At 42.2% G+C, this 20,282-nt stretch carries 15 protein-coding genes and 1 tRNA gene; 4 read left to right on the top strand and 12 right to left on the bottom strand.

Annotated elements, in window-relative coordinates:
• Nucleotides 1-152 precede the first annotated feature (152 nt).
• Together tsf and rpsB are read right to left on the bottom strand one after the other, a co-directional pair.
• The gene (gene tsf, locus QM968_RS09000) at nucleotides 153-1,193 is read right to left on the bottom strand and encodes a translation elongation factor Ts (RefSeq protein WP_414383606.1); all 1,041 of its coding nucleotides are present in this window, start codon (nucleotides 1,191-1,193) and stop codon (nucleotides 153-155) included.
• Between the two features lie 83 nt (nucleotides 1,194-1,276).
• Nucleotides 1,277-2,059 (bottom strand): 30S ribosomal protein S2, encoded by a 783-nt coding sequence (rpsB, locus tag QM968_RS08995; RefSeq protein ID WP_003002189.1) that lies wholly within the window; start codon nucleotides 2,057-2,059, stop codon nucleotides 1,277-1,279.
• Nucleotides 2,060-2,312: 253 nt separating this feature from the next.
• Between rpsB and QM968_RS08990 the strand changes: the two genes are divergently transcribed.
• Together QM968_RS08990 and QM968_RS08985 are read left to right on the top strand one after the other, a co-directional pair.
• Nucleotides 2,313-2,383 (top strand) — tRNA-Cys (locus tag QM968_RS08990).
• Nucleotides 2,384-2,526: 143 nt separating this feature from the next.
• Complete coding sequence (locus QM968_RS08985) at nucleotides 2,527-3,285, top strand: hypothetical protein (protein ID WP_414383604.1); 759 nt, start codon at nucleotides 2,527-2,529, stop codon at nucleotides 3,283-3,285.
• A gap of 252 nt (nucleotides 3,286-3,537) precedes the next feature.
• Here the strand turns inward: QM968_RS08985 and nusG are convergent, their stop codons facing one another.
• The 3 genes from nusG to rpmG form a co-directional block, all read right to left on the bottom strand.
• Nucleotides 3,538-4,074, bottom strand: a complete 537-nt coding sequence (gene nusG / locus QM968_RS08980) for a transcription termination/antitermination protein NusG (protein WP_009731835.1) — start codon at nucleotides 4,072-4,074, stop codon at nucleotides 3,538-3,540.
• A 187-nt stretch (nucleotides 4,075-4,261) separates the two neighbouring features.
• Nucleotides 4,262-4,438: a preprotein translocase subunit SecE gene (gene secE, locus QM968_RS08975; RefSeq protein WP_003002261.1), complete on the bottom strand. Its 177-nt coding sequence runs from the start codon at nucleotides 4,436-4,438 to the stop codon at nucleotides 4,262-4,264.
• A gap of 9 nt (nucleotides 4,439-4,447) precedes the next feature.
• A complete protein-coding gene (gene rpmG / locus QM968_RS08970) occupies nucleotides 4,448-4,600 on the bottom strand; it encodes a 50S ribosomal protein L33 (RefSeq protein WP_003009043.1) in 153 nt (50 codons plus the stop codon).
• 144 nt (nucleotides 4,601-4,744) lie between these two features.
• On the opposite strand from rpmG, the gene QM968_RS08965 reads away from it, so the two are divergent.
• Entirely contained in the window at nucleotides 4,745-5,656 is a 912-nt protein-coding gene (locus QM968_RS08965) for a neutral zinc metallopeptidase (protein WP_414383602.1), read from the top strand.
• 41 nt (nucleotides 5,657-5,697) lie between these two features.
• Here the strand turns inward: QM968_RS08965 and pbp2a are convergent, their stop codons facing one another.
• Complete coding sequence (gene pbp2a / locus QM968_RS08960; protein ID WP_414383600.1) at nucleotides 5,698-7,932, bottom strand: penicillin-binding protein PBP2A; 2,235 nt, start codon at nucleotides 7,930-7,932, stop codon at nucleotides 5,698-5,700.
• Nucleotides 7,933-8,035: 103 nt separating this feature from the next.
• On the opposite strand from pbp2a, the gene QM968_RS08955 reads away from it, so the two are divergent.
• Complete coding sequence (locus tag QM968_RS08955; protein ID WP_414383598.1) at nucleotides 8,036-8,899, top strand: RluA family pseudouridine synthase; 864 nt, start codon at nucleotides 8,036-8,038, stop codon at nucleotides 8,897-8,899.
• Between the two features lie 30 nt (nucleotides 8,900-8,929).
• Here the strand turns inward: QM968_RS08955 and QM968_RS08950 are convergent, their stop codons facing one another.
• From QM968_RS08950 to QM968_RS08925, 6 genes are all read right to left on the bottom strand, one after another.
• Nucleotides 8,930-11,704: a GBS Bsp-like repeat-containing protein gene (locus QM968_RS08950; RefSeq protein ID WP_414383596.1), complete on the bottom strand. Its 2,775-nt coding sequence runs from the start codon at nucleotides 11,702-11,704 to the stop codon at nucleotides 8,930-8,932.
• Nucleotides 11,705-11,847: 143 nt separating this feature from the next.
• Entirely contained in the window at nucleotides 11,848-15,339 is a 3,492-nt protein-coding gene (locus QM968_RS08945) for a GBS Bsp-like repeat-containing protein (RefSeq protein ID WP_009731840.1), read from the bottom strand.
• Nucleotides 15,340-15,486: 147 nt separating this feature from the next.
• Nucleotides 15,487-16,584 (bottom strand): UDP-galactopyranose mutase, encoded by a 1,098-nt coding sequence (glf, locus tag QM968_RS08940; protein WP_414383594.1) that lies wholly within the window; start codon nucleotides 16,582-16,584, stop codon nucleotides 15,487-15,489.
• A gap of 20 nt (nucleotides 16,585-16,604) precedes the next feature.
• Nucleotides 16,605-17,603: an acyltransferase gene (locus QM968_RS08935; protein WP_414383592.1), complete on the bottom strand. Its 999-nt coding sequence runs from the start codon at nucleotides 17,601-17,603 to the stop codon at nucleotides 16,605-16,607.
• Nucleotides 17,600-19,021, bottom strand: a complete 1,422-nt coding sequence (locus QM968_RS08930; protein ID WP_414383590.1) for a flippase — start codon at nucleotides 19,019-19,021, stop codon at nucleotides 17,600-17,602. The genes QM968_RS08935 and QM968_RS08930 overlap by 4 nt, the downstream gene beginning before the upstream one ends.
• A 49-nt stretch (nucleotides 19,022-19,070) precedes the next feature.
• Entirely contained in the window at nucleotides 19,071-20,237 is a 1,167-nt protein-coding gene (locus QM968_RS08925) for a polymerase (protein ID WP_414383588.1), read from the bottom strand.
• Nucleotides 20,238-20,282 lie beyond the last annotated feature (45 nt).

The following is a 20,282-nucleotide window of genomic DNA, read 5'->3' as shown; positions in this document are numbered from 1 at the left end:
AGCTCTTTGAAGCTTCGCCCTTGTTTTCTAAGTTCATATATCTGAACCTTATCCTTATATGTCAATTTCATAATAAAAACACCCCAAAAGTTAGATTTTTTCTGTCTAACTTTTGGGGTGCGGTTCACCATCGAAACCTCTTTTTAATATTCTTAGTTGTTAAGAGCTGCTGCCATTGTAGCTGCAACTTCTGATTCAAAGTCGTTAGCTGCTTTTTCGATTCCTTCACCAACTTCAAAGCGAGCGAACTCAACTACTGAAGCATTTACAGACTCAAGGAAAGCTTCAACTGTCTTGCTGTCGTCCATGATGTAGACTTGTGCAAGAAGAGTGTATGCTTGGTCAACTTTTGTGTTGTCAAGCATGAAGCGATCCATTTTACCAGGGATGATCTTATCCCAGATTTTTTCTGGTTTGCCTTCTGCTGCTAATTCTGCTTTGATATCTTCTTCAGCTTGAGCAATGACTTCGTCAGTCAATTGAGCTTTAGAACCATACTTCAAGTGTGGAAGAGCTGGTTTACCAACCATTGCACGGCTTTCGTTGTCTTGGTCGATCACGTGGTTCAATTGTGCCAACTCATCTTTCACGAATTGCTCATCCAATTCTTTGTAAGAAAGAACAGTTGGTTTCATTGCAGCGATGTGCATTGAAATTTGTTTAGCAAGTGCTTCGTCTCCACCTTCGACAACAGAGATAACACCGATACGTCCACCGTTGTGTTGGTAAGCACCGAAGTGTTGGGCATCTGTTTTTTCAAGCAAAGCAAAACGACGGAATGAAATCTTTTCACCGATTGTAGCAGTTGCAGATACGTATGCTGCTTCAAGAGTTTCACCTGAAGGCATTGTCAAAGCAAGAGCTTCTTCGTTGCTAGCTGGTTTCCCTTCAGCGATGACTTTCGCTGTTGCATTTACTAATTCAACGAATTGAGCATTTTTCGCAACGAAGTCAGTTTCAGCATTCACTTCAACTACTGCTGCAACGTTTCCGTCTACATAAACACCAGTCAAACCTTCAGCGGCAACACGGTCAGCTTTCTTAGCTGCTTTAGCCATACCTTTTTCGCGAAGCAATTCGATCGCTTTTTCGATATCACCATCAACTTCAACCAATGCTTTTTTAGCGTCCATGACACCAGCACCAGATTTTTCACGCAATTCTTTTACAAGCTTAGCTGTAATTTCTGCCATTTTTGTTCTCCTATATTTTTTTAATAAAATAAGAGGGTCGGGCTGAGCCCTGCCCTCTTAGGTTCGTTACGTATAAACTAGAATTAAGCGTTGTCGCCTTCTACAACTTCAACGATTTCTTCGATTGAATCAGCTTGACCTTCAGTCGCTGCCAATTCAGCTTCTACTGTCGCAACACTGTCTTCACCTTGACGACCTTCGATAACAGCATCAGCCATTTTCGCAGTGATCAATTTAACAGCGCGGATAGCGTCATCGTTCGCTGGGATGATAACATCGATATCATCTGGGTCAGTGTTTGTGTCGACCATCGCTACAACTGGGATACCCAATTTCTTCGCTTCTTTAACAGCGATTTGTTCTTTATGTGGATCCACAACGTACATTACGTCTGGAATACGAGGCATGTCTTCGATACCGCCCAAGAATTTTTCAAGACGAGCGCGTTGTTTGTTCAACAATGCAACTTCTTTCTTAGGAAGAACTTCGAAAGTTCCATCTTCTTCCATGCGTTTGATTTCTTTCAAACGAGCGATACGTTTTTGGATTGTTCCCCAGTTAGTAAGAGTTCCACCCAACCAACGGTGGTTGATGAAGTATTGACCTGCACGAACAGCTTCTTCTGCAACAGCATCAGCAGCTTGTTTCTTAGTACCTACGAACAAGATCACTGCATCGTTTGCAGCTGCATCACGCATGAAGTCGTATGCTTGGTCTGCATATTTTACAGTTTGTTGCAAGTCGATTACGTGGATTCCGTTACGTTCAGTGAAGATGTACTTAGCCATCTTAGGGTTCCAGCGACGAGTTTGGTGACCAAAGTGTACACCAGCCTCAAGAAGTTGTTTCATTGAAATTACTGCCATGAGTAAGTTCTCCTTTTTTGTTTTTTTCTCCTCTCTCAGACGTCAACTTGCAGCACGACCACAAGGGCAACGGTACCACAATGGATCCGAGATGAGTATTTGCTGTCTTAGACAACTCTATAAGTATAGCAGAAATCCCTAGAATTCGCAAGCTATTTGAGAGATTTTTTCTCCTCTCTCTTTCTTGATTGATTTGAAACAAAAAGTTTTTCTTGACCTATCTTGATTTTTAGGTTACAATATTATATGTTATGGCGGTATAGCCAAGTGGTAAGGCACGGCTCTGCAAAAGCTTGATCGTCGGTTCAAATCCGTCTACCGCCTTGATAATAAAATTTTTATCATCTTTTATCTTTTAAAAATTCCCCTAGCAATAGGGGTTTTTTTGTTACCGTTTGCCTCATTTATCGATTATTGATATAATAAAACCCTCGCCTGATAGGCAAATGACATTTGAAAGGGTATTTATGAAAAACATTCGTTTCTATACAATCGGCCTTCTTTCTCTTTTAACGCTAGCAGCTTGCTCACCTGCCAATTCTGCGCAACCAGCAAAAACAGCTTCTAGTTCCAAAAAGTCGGTCCAATCATCTTCAAGCAAAACATCATCGAGTAAAGAGACAAGCACGTCTTCTGAAAGTAGCAAGTCCGATGACTTTTCAGATCGCTTCAGCATGGATCCGGATGACGGGACTTCTCTCCAATATGTACCTGGAGCTGCGTCCATTCCTGAGCTTGAAAAGCTCAAGAACCTTCATCCTACAACTGGTTTTGTACTAAGAACCCAAGATGGACAAGAGGTCGGAGGACCAAAAGCAAGAAGCAGTTTCGATGACGTGGTCGCTGCCTTTGGCCAGCCAGTAAGTAGTACGGACAGTGCGAATCCCGGCGATGGGGTCAATGTCTGGGTAACAGACAATGGCGATATCATGGCTTTCTTCAACAATGGTGTCCTAACAGACATTACCTTCCGTTTAAAAGGGGGCGATGCCAACCACCAGTCTACCGGCGGAATTTCCAAATCCGATACACCAAAAACGGCCCTCGAACGCCTGGGGAAACCCTATGCCATTATGCGTTCTGAATCCGGGACCAGCTATGTCTATAAAGATAGCAATGGGGATGAATCTAGCTTCTCTACACAAGGAGACAAGATCTTCAATGTCACGTCTGCTGCAGAAACCAAGCAGTTAAAAAAAATCACTGGCCTAGATAAAAATCAATAACGATCCAGACAAAGAGGCTGGGACAAAAGTCCTAGCCTCTTAATTGTCTTTGGATTGTAGAGCAAGACGCAGTGGTTGAGTGCTCAAAGCACTGCTTTGAGGTGGCGGATAGAACTTGCGAAGCAAGTATCCTTAAGTCTTTGTTCGCTTTTTAAGCTTCAAAGATGCCCTATGTTGACGGAAACTATGTTTCCTTTATCTGCAACCTTCAACAGTCTCCCAGACTGTTGAAGCTGTCCCACTCTCTCTTTCTTACAATTCAGCAATTTGGTTCAAATTCACTTCTGCAACCGTATCGTTACCGAACATAGAAATGACCATTTTCACCTTGTTGTTATCAATTTCAGTGATCTTTCCAGTGTAGTCTGTGAAGGCACCATCGATGATGCGAACCGTATCGCCCACCTTGACATCCAGATCAAACTCTTGCACGGTTTGACCCATAGAGAGCAAGATGCTGCGGATTTCTTCTTCCAACAATGGGGTTGGTTTTGAACGGTTCCCGTGTGATCCAACGAAACCAGTAACGTTAGGAGTATTCCGAACGACAAACCAAGCTTCATCTGTCATGACCATTTCCACCAAGACATAACCTGGGAAGCGGTTTTCTTCGATTTCTTTTGATTTACCGTTTTTCTCAACTTGTACGGTCTGAGTTGGAATCTCTACGCGCAAGATATTTTCTAACATATTGTAGGTTTGCGCACGTTGCAAAAGATTCTCTTTTACTTTGTTTTCATATCCTGAGTAGGTTTGTAATACAAACCAGCCTTTGTCAAAACTGTCCATTTGGGCATCCTTTCTTTCTGTTTAGCCTGCTCGAGCTTTTGTGAACATACTAAAAAAAGCCTCTTGGCTTTCGTTTTCCTAGCTTCATTATACCACATTTTGTAGGAATGCAAATAGGTTTGCTGATTTATTTTTTAGAAAAGACAATAAAAAATGGGACCCTGAGGGTCCCATCTGGCTTCTTTTCTTAAAAGAAATTGATCATGTGCAATAGGCCACGTGCAATGACTTTGTCAAACAAATAAATCAAAGCTACAAAGAAAGCGGTGTACTCAATCACTGAGATAAAATTTTTCCATCTTTCCTTGCGATTTGGCCAAGTTGTATCTTTTAGTAAGACGAAAATATCTTTAATGAATTTCACAACTCTCTCCTATCGTGTTTCTTTATGGATGGTATACTTGCTGCAATGTTTGCAGAATTTATTGACTTCTAGACGTGTTGGTTTTGGCGTCCCACTCAACTTAATGGAGTAATTGCGTGACCCACAAACCGTACACGCTAGACTTGCTTTTTTTAATGCCATAACGCCTCCGTTCACCCCATTATAGCAAGTTTTCTACGTTTTGACAAGATTAGAAATCTCCCCACCAAGAAAAAAGCAAATATAAAGCGTTATCACTCTGGTTTTCTCTTCATTTTTGGTAAAATAATACAAAAGGAGACGAATATGAAAAGTGATAACCTAAAAGAAAGTAGAAATATCGAAGATCGTCGAGGCCAAAGCTACTCCCAATCTTCTAGCAATAGCAACCTTGGCGGGGGCATTTTACAGATCCTGCTATCACCTGGAAGCTTCAAGAGCAAGATCGTCATTATCCTCCTCATGCTCCTTCTGGGTGGGGGAGGAGCTAGTCTTGGTGGACTCTTTGGAAATGGAAGCTCCCAGCCTTACCAGTCCACCCAAGTCACACGCACCAACCAGACCCATGTTGACGATGCAGACGCTCAGTTCGTCAGCAAGGTCCTGGGAACAACGGAAGATCATTGGCACAAGCTCTTTCAAGCAGAAGGACGGACCTACCAGGAGCCCAAACTTGTCTTCTATACTGGACGGACAAAGACAGGCTGTGGCGTCGGACAAGCATCAGCTGGTCCCTTCTACTGTCCAACCGATAAGAAAATTTATTTGGATATGAGCTTCTACAAGGAATTGACCACCAAATACAAGGCTAGCGGGGACTTTGCCATGGCCTACGTCATCGCCCACGAAGTCGGCCACCACGTACAAAACGAGCTGGGAATCCTTGGCAAATACCATCGTATGCAACAAGGACTTTCTGAAAAGGAACGAAATGCCATCAGTGTCCGCATCGAGTTGCAAGCCGATTATCTAGCAGGTGTTTGGGCCCGCTCCATTCAAGACCGAAACCTCCTAGATATTGGGGATATTGAAGAAGCCATGAATGCAGCCCATGCTGTCGGAGACGACACTCTCCAGGAACAAGCCTATGGCTACTCGGTGCCAGATAGCTTTACCCACGGGACTTCGGAACAACGCATGCGCTGGTTCAAACCGGGCTACCAGTACGGAGATTTGCAACACGGCGATACCTTTAGCTTATCAGATAGTGAACTCTAAGCAAAAAACGATTCAGAAATTCTTCTGAATCGTTTTTTTGATTAGAAACCAAGCCAGCCCTTGAAGGTATCCCAGGCGTTTTTCGCTTTTCCTGGAATATCGGCTTCGTCGATTGCTTTTTTCGCATCATCGACCATATTCGACGCCTTTTCTTTGACTTCCTCAAAGAATCCTTTGTCTTCCTTGGTATCTGTTTCTGTATTTTCTTCTCCAACTGGAGCAATGCCATTTTCAGCATAAGAGTTCTTCACGGAATCAAACTGGGTACCGTCTGTATAAGGCAGGACGCTGTTGGCAACATTGCGGAAGATCTCTGACGCCGTTCCGGCACTACTATCGGTCAGGTAATGACCTTCATCGGTCGTTGGGAAACCAAGCCATTGACTGATGACCACATCTGGCGTGTAGCCGATCACCCATTGGTCTCCAGAGAGGTCCTTGTTAAAGCTGGTCTCTGTCGTACCGGTTTTTCCTGCCATGGTATAGCCATAAGGTGCAGCGTTAACCCCCGTACCATTACTGAAGGTTCCTAGCATCATATTGGTCATCTTATCCGTTGCGGATCCACTAAGCACCCGGGTTGATTTCTGACTATGGCTCTTGACCACCTGACCACTAGCATTTTCGATCTTGGTAATGAGGTGGGCATCATTCATGACCCCGCCATTGGCAAAGGTTCCATAAGCTTGGGCCATCTGCATCGGATTGGTTGTCACACCGGCTCCTAAGGCAACTGCAAGCGATTTTTCCACCTTGTCCATGTTGAGACCGAATTTTTTTCCGTACTCAAAGACCGTATTGAGACCCAAATCATTGGCCGTCGCAACAGCTGGAAGGTTGAGGGATTCTGCCAAGGCCTGGTACATCGGTACCGTTGGGCTCGACTGGATTCCTGCATAGTTATTGACTTCATAACTTCCGTATTGAGTGGTACTATTGTCCAGTTCCTTATTAGTCGACCAACCTTCTGCAACAGCTGGGCTATAGACCACTAAAGGTTTGATGGTCGATCCCGGACTACGAGCAGCTTGGGTGGCATAGTTGTAGGTACGGAATCCTGGATTTTCATCGCTACCGACACGACCTACGAGAGCCCGAACCCCGCCAGTCTTAGGATCAAGGGCCACACTACCGGACTCTGCGCGCGTGCCATCTTCTGCCACTGGGAAGAGAGCTGTATTGTCATAGATCACCTGCATACTCGCTTGGTAATTTTGATCCAGCTCAGTGTAGATCCGGTAGCCATTTTTGACAATGTCTTCTTCGGTCAGGCCATATCTATTGACCGCTTCATTGATGACCGCATCAAAATAGGAAGGGTAGCGGTAGTCCTCTGACTTGCCTTCATAGGCATCGACTAGCTGGCCATGGATATCAACAGCAGCAGATTGATCGGCTGTTGCCTGGTCAATATAGCCAGCCGCTACCATATTTTGAAGGACCGTATTGCGGCGGTTGGTCGCATTCTCTACCGAATAGAGCGGGTTATAGATTTCCGGCCCCTTGAGCATGCCTGCTAGAACCGCTGACTGATCTAGACTTAATTGACTGGCTGAAACCCCAAAATACTTCTTAGAGGCATCTTCAATTCCCCAAACTCCATTTCCAAAATAGGCATTATTGAGGTACATAGTGAGGATCTCTTTTTTACTGTATTTTTTATTAATTTCAAGCGCCAAGAAGAACTCTTTGGCCTTACGCTCCACCGTCTGGTCCTGAGACAGAAAGGCATTTTTAGCCAGCTGCTGGGTGATGGTCGATCCTCCACCTGAGCGACCCAGGGTCAAAATCGCTAAGAAGAAACGGCCATAGTTGATCCCGCTGTTCTTGTAAAAACTCCGATCCTCTGTGGCCACTACGGCATTCTGCAGATTTTCACTAATGGCATCGAGTTCGACATAGGTTCCTTTTTGCCCGGTCAAACTTCCAGCCTGGTCCCCATTCTTATCATAGATAATAGTGGTTGCCTTGAGTGCATTCTGCAGATCCTTGACATTGGTTGTCTTAGCAAGGTAGAAGAGATAGCCCCCTGTCAAGAGGCTAAAGCCTAGCCCAATGATCAGGAGAATCTTGGTTAAATGGAAACGACGCCAGAAACGACGGAAGGGGTGCTGAGACAGAGGCTTGCTTCTGTGCTTGCCCGAGCGACTATAGGTCGTCTCCACCGCTTCTTCTGGTAACTCAGTGTCTGGCACTTCTTCTGCCACTGTTTTGGGCGGATGATCCTTTCTAAAAAAAGTGATCGCATTTTCAAATAATTCTTTTATTCTTTTCATACCTGTTATTGTAACACCTTATCCTTGTCCTAGCAAGAAAAGATCGCTCCTCGCTGTTTCTCATTTAGTTTTCTTTAAGCTTAGATTTTGCTACAATAGGGTCATGAACTATCAATTTACCATTCCACAATCCTTTCCCCAAATGACTGTGAAAGAGCTCCTTGAAGACTACTTCCTCATCCCCCGTAAGATCCGGCATTTTTTACGGGTCAAAAAACACGTCTTGGTGAATGGGCAGACCATCAACTGGCAGAGCACCGTTCAAAAAGGGGATCAGATCCAGCTCATCTTTGACGCAGACGATTACCCTGAAAAAGAGCTCCTAGAAGGAGACCCCAGTCTCGTCGAAGAACTCTATCAGGATGAGCACGTCATCATCGTTAATAAGCCCGAAGGTATGAAGACCCACGCCAATGAGCCGATGGAAATTGCTCTTCTCAACCATGTTTCCAGCTATGTCGGAGCCACCTGTTACGTCGTCCACCGCCTAGACAAAGAAACCAGTGGGGCCATTTTATTTGCCAAGAATCCTTTTATCCTTCCCATTCTCAACCGCATTTTGGAAGACAAAAAAATCCAACGCGAATACTGGGCATTGATTCAAGGTAGCTTAAGGCAAAAAACGATGGTCTTCAAGGATAAAATCGGACGCGATCGCCACGATCGGCGCAAGCGCTTAGTCGATCCGCGTAAGGGTCAGTATGCAGAAACCCAGGTGACGCAATTGAAAAAAATCGGGCGAAACAGCCTGGTCAAATGCCAACTCAAGACCGGTCGTACCCATCAGATCCGGGTTCATCTCTCCCATCATGGGCACCCCATTATCGGGGATCCTCTCTATAACCCTGAACGCGGAGAAAGACTCATGCTCCATGCCCACCGCTTGACCTTTACCAATCCACTGACGCTTGAAACCATACAAGTCGAAGCCCCTTCCAAGAGTTTTGAAAAGGGGTTGAAAGCGTGAAAAAAAGAAGCCTATGGCTTCTTTTCTTTGTTATCGATAACGAGGACTTGCAAATCCACGAATATTGCCATGTCCAATCCGATACGTATTGCGACGCACTTGGTTGTTGGAGTTTCCTTCAATGGTATGAATGATCCCATTTGAGACGCTCTCAACAATTCCGATGTGATCCGCAAATCCATTATTTTGCTGGCTATTTTGATCCCAGTTAAAGGTGATAATGTCCCCTGCTTTTGGTGTAGTGGTCCCATCTTCATTCCAAATGCCCAAACGTTTGAAAATCTGAATATGACGTTCAACCCCACATTCACGGCCAATCAAACCACTCAAGCCCTCGCGTTGGAAGACCGTTGTGACAAAGATATCACACCAATCATCGGTCGTCTTCACGGTATAACCTACAGGAAGTGGTTTGACACTGTTGTAATCATTGACCAATTGATGGTGAGCTGCAGTTCCGCCACGAACACCAACTAAATTGGCTGCAGCCCGTAAGACACGGTCCCGTTGTCCATTCGTAACACGAGGAGTGAAAGCCGTTTGACCAACTGTCTCACGAGGATGAAGGGTTGTTTGACCCAGGTTAAAACCTTCAACGCCACCATCCACATAGTCCACATAGACGTGAGTGGTGTAATTCCCTTTCTGGTACTGGTGATTCGCTGCAGAGACTTGTACTTCTGTATGCGTTCCAGAAGGGGCTGTTGTATACCAGAAGAGGTTTTCCTGATGTGCTTGAGACCAGGCTGCAACACGGATGTTCTTGATCCGACGTCCCTTAGGTGCTTGGTCCACCGTTACCGTAAAGGTTCCCGCACCAGAATTAACATTCTTGATCCCTGTTTGGGTCTTGGTCGTCATATTTCTAAATTCAACTTCTGTAGTTGTCGTACCAGCCCCTACACGAGAGCCATCATTTTGGATGTAGTAAAGATGAACATGGTATTTACCAGTGGAGTTCTTGTGATCACTCGCTTTGACAGATACCTTGTAGTCTCCGTTCGCTTGACGAGTCGCTTCATACCAGCGGATATCGTCTTGGCCGTCCTTATCCGACCAAGTTGGAACTTGAACGGTCCGCACACCTTTAGGGCTATATACATCCTTAATAATGACGTCAAAGGTACCTGTATCCTTGTTGTTGTTTTGGATTACAATTGTACCAGAACGTCGGGCTTGACGGACTTCTGCTGTAGTTTCTGTAATATAGTTTCGTTGGTTAGTTTGATCCACGTAATAAACATGGACATGGTATTTGCCTTCTACATTTTTATGATCTGAGGCTTTGATGGTCGCACGGTAACTACCATCGCTTTGGCGAACTGCTTTATGCCAAACAAGATCATCCGGTCCGTTTGGATCTGACCAGGTTGGCACCAGAACTTCTTTCAAACCTTTTGGTGCAACAACATTACGAATTACTGCGTCAAAGGTACCTGTTACAGTGTTGTTATTCTCTATCGTTACAGTGCCACTTGGTTTTACGTGGCGCACTTCTGTAGTGGTTTCTGTGATATAACTCCGTTTGTTATTTTGATCTACATAGTAGACATGGATATTGTATTTACCATCATCATTTTTATGATCTGAGACTTTGATGGTCGCACGATAGCTACCATCGCTTTGAAGAACTGCTTTATGCCATACCAGGTCATCTTGCCAGTTCTTATCTGACCATGTCGGAATCAAGACTTCTTTCAATCCATTTGGTGCTACTACATTACGAATTACTGCATCGAAGGTACCTGTCTCGGTATTATTGTTCTCAATAGTCAACGTACCACTTGGTTTTACGTGGTGCACTTCTGTAGTAGTTTCTGTGATATAGCTCCGTTTGTCAGCTTGATCTACATAGTAAACATGGACATGGTATTTACCATCCACATTTTTATGATCTGAGGCTTTAATCGTTGCGCGGTAGCTGCCGTCGCTTTGAAGAACTGCTTTATGCCATACCAGGTCATCTTGCCAGTTTTTGTCTGACCATGTCGGAATCAAGACTTCTTTCAATCCATTTGGTGCTACTACATTACGAATTACTGCATCAAAGGTACCTGTTACAGTATTGTTGTTCTCAATTGTTATAGTGCCACTTGGTTTTACGTGGTGTACTTCTGCAGTGGTTTCTGTGATATAACTCCGTTTGTTATTTTGATCTACATAGTAAACATGGACATGGTATTTGCCATCATCATTTTTATGATCTGAGGCTTTGATGGTCGCACGATAGCTTCCATCATTTTCAAGAACTGCTTTGTGCCAAACAAGATCATCTTGCCAGTTCTTGTCTGACCAGGTTGGAATCAAGACTTCTTTCAAACCATTTGGAGATACTACATTACGAATTACTGCATCAAAGGTGCCTGTCTTGGTATTATTGTTCTCTATCGTTACAGTGCCACTTGGTTTCTCTACTTCTTCAACTGGCAAACTATTATTTTCTATTTCTACCACTCGTGCCCGTGCGCCGTAGGGAGCGCGACTAGCTACCACAGCAGGTACTGGATGCTCTGATGCAACCTTGTCACTAGTGCCCTTGTCAAAAGACAGGTTATTGCCAACAGTCGGTGTGACAGGTGCTGTCTCTGTTACAACAGGTTTTTCTGTCTGAACTGCTTGATCAGTTTTCACCCCGTCGGTTGCAATATTCTGAGTTTCTGATACCGTTGTTGTTTTCAATACGACAGCTGAAGTATTTTCTGACGTTTGATCGGCTGCGACTTGCTCATCTGCCTTGACCTGTTGTGTCGAAAAGGCCAACAAAGCTGCTGTCCCAGCATAAAAAATAAAATCTTTCTTTTTCATTTAACTTCCCTTACATTTTTTTATACGGATTCTACCCACATAGTAGTATTATAGCACAAACCGTCAGATCACGAAACAACTTCATTAGAAGATTTCATACTTAATCTAAAGAAAAAAGAAGGCCGGATCGGCCTTCAATATGCTTATGCAAAAATAGAGAAGAAAGGTGCTCCGAGCTTGTTATCCATTGGGTCTTTACTCTTAATGGAGTGAAGATAATTGATCGAATACCAGCCGTTGTTTCCGCTATTATATGGATCGCGTACATATGTTCTACCATTATCATAGCCATGCAAGACCAATTCATGGGTATAAGGATCGCTAGTAAATTGGCTATTGCCTACCGCAGCAAGTACATGCTTGCCAGCCATGAGGGCTTCTGCAATGCCTCCAGCCCCGTTAACCAACTGACTCTTCAAGCCCCAGTTACGAGTAGCAGATACAATCCCATCTGCATCTGTTCCTACCTCACCTTTATTAAATGAATCAGTATTGTTGTAAAGATAATCAGCCACTGTTGTTGGCAGAATCGTTCTTCCAAGGATATCCGTAAAGGTCATGGCAAGAGAGGTCGGTACACAGCCTGACTGATCGACATTACTGATGCCATAATATTTCCCGGCCCAACGAGGGTCTCGTTGAGAATAGTAGGTCGTTTTAGGATTCACTTTTTGATTCCGTGGAGACAAGCCTGTCTGACCCAGGTTAAAACCTTCAACTCCCCCATCTTTGTAGTCCACATAGACGTGAGTCGTATAGTTGCCCGCTTCATTACCGTGATTATTGGCAGAGACTGTGATCTCTGTATGCATACCTGACGGTGTTGCAGAGTACCAGTATAGATTTTCTTGATGAGCTTTAGACCAAGCTGCGACACGAATATTCTTAATCTGACGTCCCTGAGGTGCTTGATCTACAGCTACTGTATAAGTCCCGTTCGTTGCATTGACATTCTTGATAGAAGCTTGCGTCTTGGTCATGGCGTTTCGGAATTCCACGTCTGTGGTCGTGGTACCAACACCTACACGAGAACCATCATTTTGGATGTAGTAGAGGTGGATATGGTACTTGCCAGTAGAATTCTTGTGGTCACTCGCTTTTACAGATACCTTGTAGTCTCCATTTGATTGGCGAGCCGCCTCATACCAGCGGATGTCGTCTTGGCCGTCCTTATCAGACCAAGTAGGAACTTGTACAGTCCGCACCCCTTTAGGGCTATATACATCCTTGATGATGACATCAAAGGTACCTGTATCCTTATTGTTGTTTTGAATCAAGATTGTACCAGAACGACGGGCTTGACGCACTTCTGCTGTGGTTTCTGTGATGTAGTTTCGTTGGTTATTTTGATCCACATAGTGGACATGGATATTGTACTTACCATCTTCATTTTTATGATCTGAGGCTTTGATGGTTGCACGATAGCTGCCATCACTTTGACGGACCGCTTTATGCCATACTATATCATCCTGCCAGTTCTTGTCTGACCAAGTTGGAACCAAGATTTCTTTCAAGCCATTTGGAGCTACTACATTGCGAATAACTGCATCAAAGGTGCCTGTCTCAGAATTATTATTCTCAATCGTTAACGTACCACTTGGTTTAATCTGATTAATTTGTTTAACATCTGTAACTGTCTCTGTCACATAACTTCGATGATTGTTTTCATCGATATAATGTACATGGACATTATATTTACCTGTGTCATTCTTATGATCACTCGCTTTTATCGTTGCACGGTAGCTGCCATCACTTTGACGGACCGCTTTATGCCATACTATATCATCTTGCCAGTTCTTGTCGGACCAGGTTGGGATCAAGACTTCTTTCAAGCCATTTGGTGCAACAACATTACGAATAACTGCGTCAAACGTGCCTGTTTCAGAATTATTATTCTCAATTGTTAGCGTGCCACTTGGTTTAATTTGATTAATTTGTTTAACTTCTGTAACTGTCTCTGTCACATAACGTCGACGATTATTGTCATCTACAAAATGTACATGAACATTGTATTTTCCACTATCGTTCTTATGATCGCTCACTTTAATGGTAGCTCGGTAGCTTCCATCACTTTGGCGAATTGCTTTATGCCAGACTAGATCATCCTGACCATTTTGGTTAGACCAAGTAGGAACTAAAACTTCTTTCAAACCATTTGGGGATACTACATCCCGAACAACCGCATCAAAGGTGCCTGTCTCTGAATTATTGTTCTCAATTCTTAACGTACCACTTGGTTTTAAATCCTCTGGTCGTTTTCCAATATAAACATTTGTCGTGGTTCCACCCACACCTGTCAATTGCCCATTGTTTTGAACATAGTAAAGGTGGACATTGTAAAGACCTGTTGAGTTTTTATGGTCCGACGCTTTTACATTGACAGTATAGGTTCCATTTGCTTGCCGATTGGCTGTATACCAAACAAGGTCATCTTGACCACCTGTTTCTGACCAGACCGGTACAGAAACTGTTCGAACTCCATTTGGTGCTTTGACATTTGAGATCACGACATCAAAGCGACCGGCCATGGTATCGTTATTGGAAATGCTGATCTTTCCACTTAAATTTCCTACTGTCGGGTCAGCTACAGGTTTTGCGTTTGCTGTAAAGCGACCTGTATAGTCCACACTGTGGTCAAAGAGGTGTTTGCCTGGAAGCAATTCCGCTTGAGAAGTGAACTGCCATGCTCCCGCTTTTCCATTGTAACGCAAACTTTTCGCATCATTTACAGATAGTTTTGGAGAAGGGTATTGGGCAACCCAGAAATTTTGAAGGCCAAATTGAGCGGTGTTGACTGGACCTTTTTTGCGAAGATTGTTTTCATCCAACCAGCTAGCACTGGTGTAGAACATCAAATTGGTGTAGCCATTTTTACGCATTTCATCTACCCAAGCTTGGGTGTTGCGGTTAATGTTTGGTTGCATCTTAGCATCCTCAAAGTCATTGACCATGAGGGTGTTCTTTGGAAGATTCAAGCGTTGCGCCGCTGCAATATAAAACCGTGCTTCTGCACGCGCTGCTTCTTCAGAAGTATAGCGAGAGAAGTGGTAGGTCGATACTTGCAGACCAGCTGCTTGCGCATTGCGAATTTGGTTCTCCGCATTCGGGTTCTTGTACCAAGTATCTTCTGTCAATTTGACAACGACACCACCCACGCCCTTATTAGCTAAGGTGCGGTAGTCTCCAATACTAATGTCTCCGTTGTGGCTACTCACATCAACGAATGATTTTGGCTGAACCGCCACATCTGTTGAACGACCAGCTGGAGCGTGAGCACCTGTATTAAAGAAGGTGGTGCTTCCTACATCAGACGGAAGAGGATTTTCTTCTGTCTTCTCAGTAGGCGCTATTTCTGTAGCTTTCTCTAAAGATGGTGTACGATTATCTGTAGCAGTGGTGCTACTTGCAGAAGCTACAGGCTGTTCAGTCACATTTGCTGGTGCTGCGTAGTTGCTTGCGACTGGTGCGACTGACTTTTCAGTAGTTGCTACTTCTGGCGCTGTTTCAGCTTGGACTTGGTTGCCTTCAGTAGTAGCGACTTCTTTTGAAACCAGCTCATCTGCATTGACTCCCTGAGCAGATACAGCCATCAAGACTGCCGCTCCGGCATAAAAAATAAGATCTTTCTTTTTCATATAAACTTCCCTTTATACAAATTTTATACGTTAATCATTTTACCACACGGTTTCAGCGATGAAAAGTTTTATGAGGCAAATTTTTAAAATTAGTGATATCTTTTGAAACACGAAAAAAGAAGCAAAGATAGCTTCTTATCATTAACTTTATACAAATTCTTTCTCAACAACTTCCAAAACTCGCTCAATGACCACGTGCATGTCGTAGTATTTATAGTCTGCTAGACGTCCACAGAAGATAACTTTATCGTTTTTGACTGCTTCTTCTTGATACTTGGCAAACATGGCGTTGTTCTTTTCATCATTGATTGGGTAGTAAGGTTCATCTCCACGTTTCCAATCAGCTGGGTACTCACGGGTGATGACTGTCTTTGGTTGGGTACCATACTCGAAGTGCTTATGCTCAATGATCCGAGTATATGGAATTTCACGCTCAGTATAGTTGACCACTGCATTGCCTTGATGGTTTTCCTCATCCAAGACTTCATGTTCGAATCGAAGACTGCGGTATTCCAACTCCCCATGTTTGTAGTTGAAATACTGGTCAATCATCCCTGTAAAGACAACTTTTTCAGCAGAGCTTTCCAGTTCTTCACGATTGGCAAAAAAATCAACCCCAAGTTCTACTTCTACATCGCCCAGCATGTTTTCAATGATGACGTTGTAACCACCAATTGGAATCCCTTGGTAACGGTCGTTAAAGTAGTTATTATCGAAGGTCAAGCGAACTGGAAGACGTTTAATGATAAATGGTGGAAGGTCTGTTGCAGAACGTCCCCATTGTTTTTCCGTGTATCCTTTGATCAACTTTTCATAGATATCTGGACCAATCAACTTGATAGCTTGTTCTTCCAAGTTTTTAGGCTCAACATCTTTCATGTCAGCTGTTTGCTGGGCAATCTTGTCCTTGACTTCTTGAGGAGTCTTAGTTCCCCACATTGCGTAGAAGGTATTCATGTTAAAAGGAAGATTGTAAAGGCTCTCCTTGTAGTTAGCTACTGGTGAGTTAATATAGTTGTTAAATTCAGCAAATTGGTTGACATAATCCCAAACTTTTTTGTTTGAGGTATGGAAAATGTGGGCACCGTACTTGTGAACATTGATTCCTTCAACATTTTCACAGTAAATATTTCCGCCAATGTGATTACGCTTGTCAATCACTTTTACTTTTTTGCCACGCTTGGTTGCCTCATGAGCAAAAATTGCCCCCGATAAACCAGCACCAACGATCAGATAGTCGTACATAGTTGTCTCCTATTAATAATTTATAATTTAACTATTCGATTGAAATAAGGGATTTTCATTAATATTCTAACCACAATAAAACTTACACTCAATGTGAAGATGAGAAAAAGCAAATGTGCTCCTGCAAAACTAAATCCAACTGATTTCTCCCACACTTTCATAACATATGTATGTATAATGAAAACACCCATAGTTTGATTAGAAAGATAGATTATCCATCTGTTTTTATCTGTATTTAAATCAAACGTCAGCACCGTCAAAAAAGTCCCTAAACTTATAACTTTCACAAAAATACTATCATAAAAATATTCAGCAAAAAAATTATGGTGAATATTTTTCGCTAACATAAATAAAATTAATGGTGAAGCAAATAGCAAAACTACGGTGATTACTTTCATCCAACTTCTATAACACTTTTTAAGAGTATCCAAGTTAAATTGTGCTAGAAATCCACCTAAAATATAATAGAAAAACCAGGTCCATAATCGAAATGTCTGTATAACATAAACTTGCACTGGCATTTGAAGTAAAATATTTGTCAGCTCAAAAATCAAACCGATAATTACCAGTACAGAAAGAATCAACAAATACCGATTTTTTGATTTTAGAAATTTTTTCAAAATTGGTAGACACAAGTAAATAAGGATTAAAGCACCAAAAAACCAAAACTGGAAAAAATAACCTCTTTGTAACAAAGAACCCAAAACTTTTTTTATTGGGTTTTCTGGAAAATCCCTCTTATAAATCCAAATGATTAAAGTCCATGTCGATACGGTTACAAGAATCCATTTTATTTTTTGCAGGATATATGAATAGCTTATTTCATTTTTTCCCAATAATAAATAGCCATTTACCATAAAAAATAGCGGAATTGAATAGGTACCTAAGTAATATAAATATGTTAAGTAATTCCAAGATCCAGTTTCTTTAAATCCTGGCATTGTGGTATGGAGTAGAACAACTCCTACACAAGCCATAATTTTAAGTAAATCTAGGTTCGTATTCCGTATTTTCTTCATTTCGATTGTTTTCCTATTATTTGTTTTAACTCTTTCACATCTAGCACTTTCAGAACTAGAATAGCAAGCAGGTAAATGAGGCCACCAAGCACTGCATACACAAGAACATTTAAAGTAGGTGAAAAATGCAAGAATGGTTTTGCACTTAGCAACAAGCCATACATTATAGCAGAAGCGAGAATAATTTTTGCCATAGCCCCAAGAATCGGTACTTCCTTGAGGTAATGACGGGTATAGTACAATTGAATTCCCCAGACCAAGGATTCTGTTAAAACCGAAACAATGGCTGCACCGATAAAACCAAAATGAGGCAAGAAGAGCAAATTCAACCCGACACTGATAATGGCAGGAACAGTGGTCGAAATCATAAATTCTTTGTTTTTATCATGCGGGATGAGGATTTGAATCCCCATGATATTGGTCCAGCCGATAAAGAACATTCTAAAAATCATGATGGCTATGGCATAACGCGCATCCTGGAAATCCTTTCCTAGGAAGAACTGAACAAAGTCATCATTGACAATCAGCATGCCGGCAATGATCGGGAAAATGACCAAATTATAAATCAAAAAGGACATTTGGTGCATCTTGTTGACAGCCTTGTGGTCCCCTGAGGATAAGAGGCTCGATACCCGAGGCAACATGACACTTCCCAGTGAGGTCACTAGGGTCAGCAAAATATTGACCAGTTTTAAGGCCTGGTCGTAAATCCCCACATCCTTTGTAGAGGCGAGAGCCCCCAGCATGGTCCGGTCAAGGGTGACATAGAGGGAAATAGCAATCTGCGGTAAAAAAAGCAGAATGACCGGTTTTAAATGCACCCGTGCATAAGCCGTATCAAAATGGGCTTTCCCAATAAATTCACGGGCGGGTAACCACATACTGAGCTGACCTAATAATTCAAAGATCGTTAGTAAGAATACATAAAGATAAAGATCATTAGCAGACTTAACAAACAAGAAGATGGAGATGACTCCAACCAGTTTGACCGTGATATTCCGAATCGTAATCTTGCGAAAGTCCTCTAAGCCCTGAAAGAGCCAGGAAATATCGAGCCCTTTTGATACTAAGCTAAGGCCCAAGATATAGGCAACAGGATTTTGCATGGAAGGAAGCGCCAAGCAAAGCAAGAGATAGAGTAAAATGGAGACAAAGGTCGCGCCTAACTGGAGAGTATAAATCCCCCAGAAATTCTTTTGGAGGTCCTTGCGGTGTCCTGAGATCTCCTTGGTTCCATAATTGGCTACTCCTAGGGTCGCTAAAAGGATAAAGTAGGTGACAATGGAGTTGAAATAGCCGTAAGTCCCTAAGTCATCTGAACTAAAAACCCGTGTCACATAAGGTGTGGTGATAATCGGTAGAATAATCACTAGCAACTGGTAGGAGAGATTATAGGCGTAATTTTTAAGAACTTTCATAAGGATGTAACTCGTCTTAATCTTTCTTTTTAACTGGACTTAACTCTTTTTATTCAATTTTATTATCTGGATTCATAATAAACAATCGACTGATGAACAAAATTAATGGAGAGTAGCGAAGAACCAACATCTGAGGATCAAACATTCCATGGATAATCATAATTCCTAGGCAAGCCAGTACGATATCTTTTTGAATGGATATGAAATATTTCATAACTTTAGTAAGAGCAAACAACATGAAGGCACTGACAATCAAGCCATCAATAACCAATAATTGAACAAAAGAGCTATCAATATAATTGTAATTACTAGTGAAATTTCCAAACATATCAAGAGTTGTAAAGGAAATTGGTTGCCCTAACCAAGATACACCAAAATTTCGGAAACCATCCACACTGAGACGCAAGCGATTATGCGTAAATTGATCGACTAAGTGAAATAAATTGCCAGATGAATAAAAACAAAAATACAAGATAACCGCTAAAGCTACAATAAAACCGTACTGCGCAAGTGCCTTTGACCAGAAATTTCCAATGATAAACTCTTTTTTAAAGATTTTAATACTCAATAAGGCATAGGTTAGTATCAAAATGCTTAAGTAAAATGGACTGGATGTCGAAGTTTGTTGGTGCATATAAATCGTAGCTAAGAGTAAGGCCAACAATTCAAGGTACGAAATTCTTTTCCCCCGAAACATTAGATAAGTACACAAGGCAAAGAACAGTCTCTGTGATGCAAATGATACATAGTTAAATCCTAGACTAAAACGGTAGCCACCATCTGCATTCATAAACATATTGGCAATCATACCTTTTTGACTGGCATAAATTGTCAAACAAAGCACCAGGAATGTCGCCACAGAAAAAGTTCCTAATAATTTCCTAAAATCAATATCTCTAGCGGAAAAAACAAGAAGCAACACATTTATATCTAACAATCCATCGCGATTTTTTGCAACTATAAACATTGCAATAAAAAATGCTGTTACTATTAATAATTGTTCCCAATGAAATCTAAAGTAATATAGCGTTTTCGGAAAGTTCATCAACTCCTTTATCAACAGCATACTAATTGTAAAGTAAAGGAGTAAACGATAAAGCGATAGAAAACCATCTAATCGAACAAAATAAGTGGTTGTGACTAATGAAGCGACAACAACCCATATAAACAAGATAAATAAATAAATTTTTTCTGAGATAAAACGATTGTTATTCACAAGTACTTTCCATACCTTTCGATTCTTGTATTAGAGGAAATCAAA

The organism is Streptococcus sp. OMI870, assembly GCF_047460295.1.
Classification (GTDB): domain Bacteria; phylum Bacillota; class Bacilli; order Lactobacillales; family Streptococcaceae; genus Streptococcus.
This window is presented reverse-complemented; position numbering and strand designations above follow the sequence as displayed.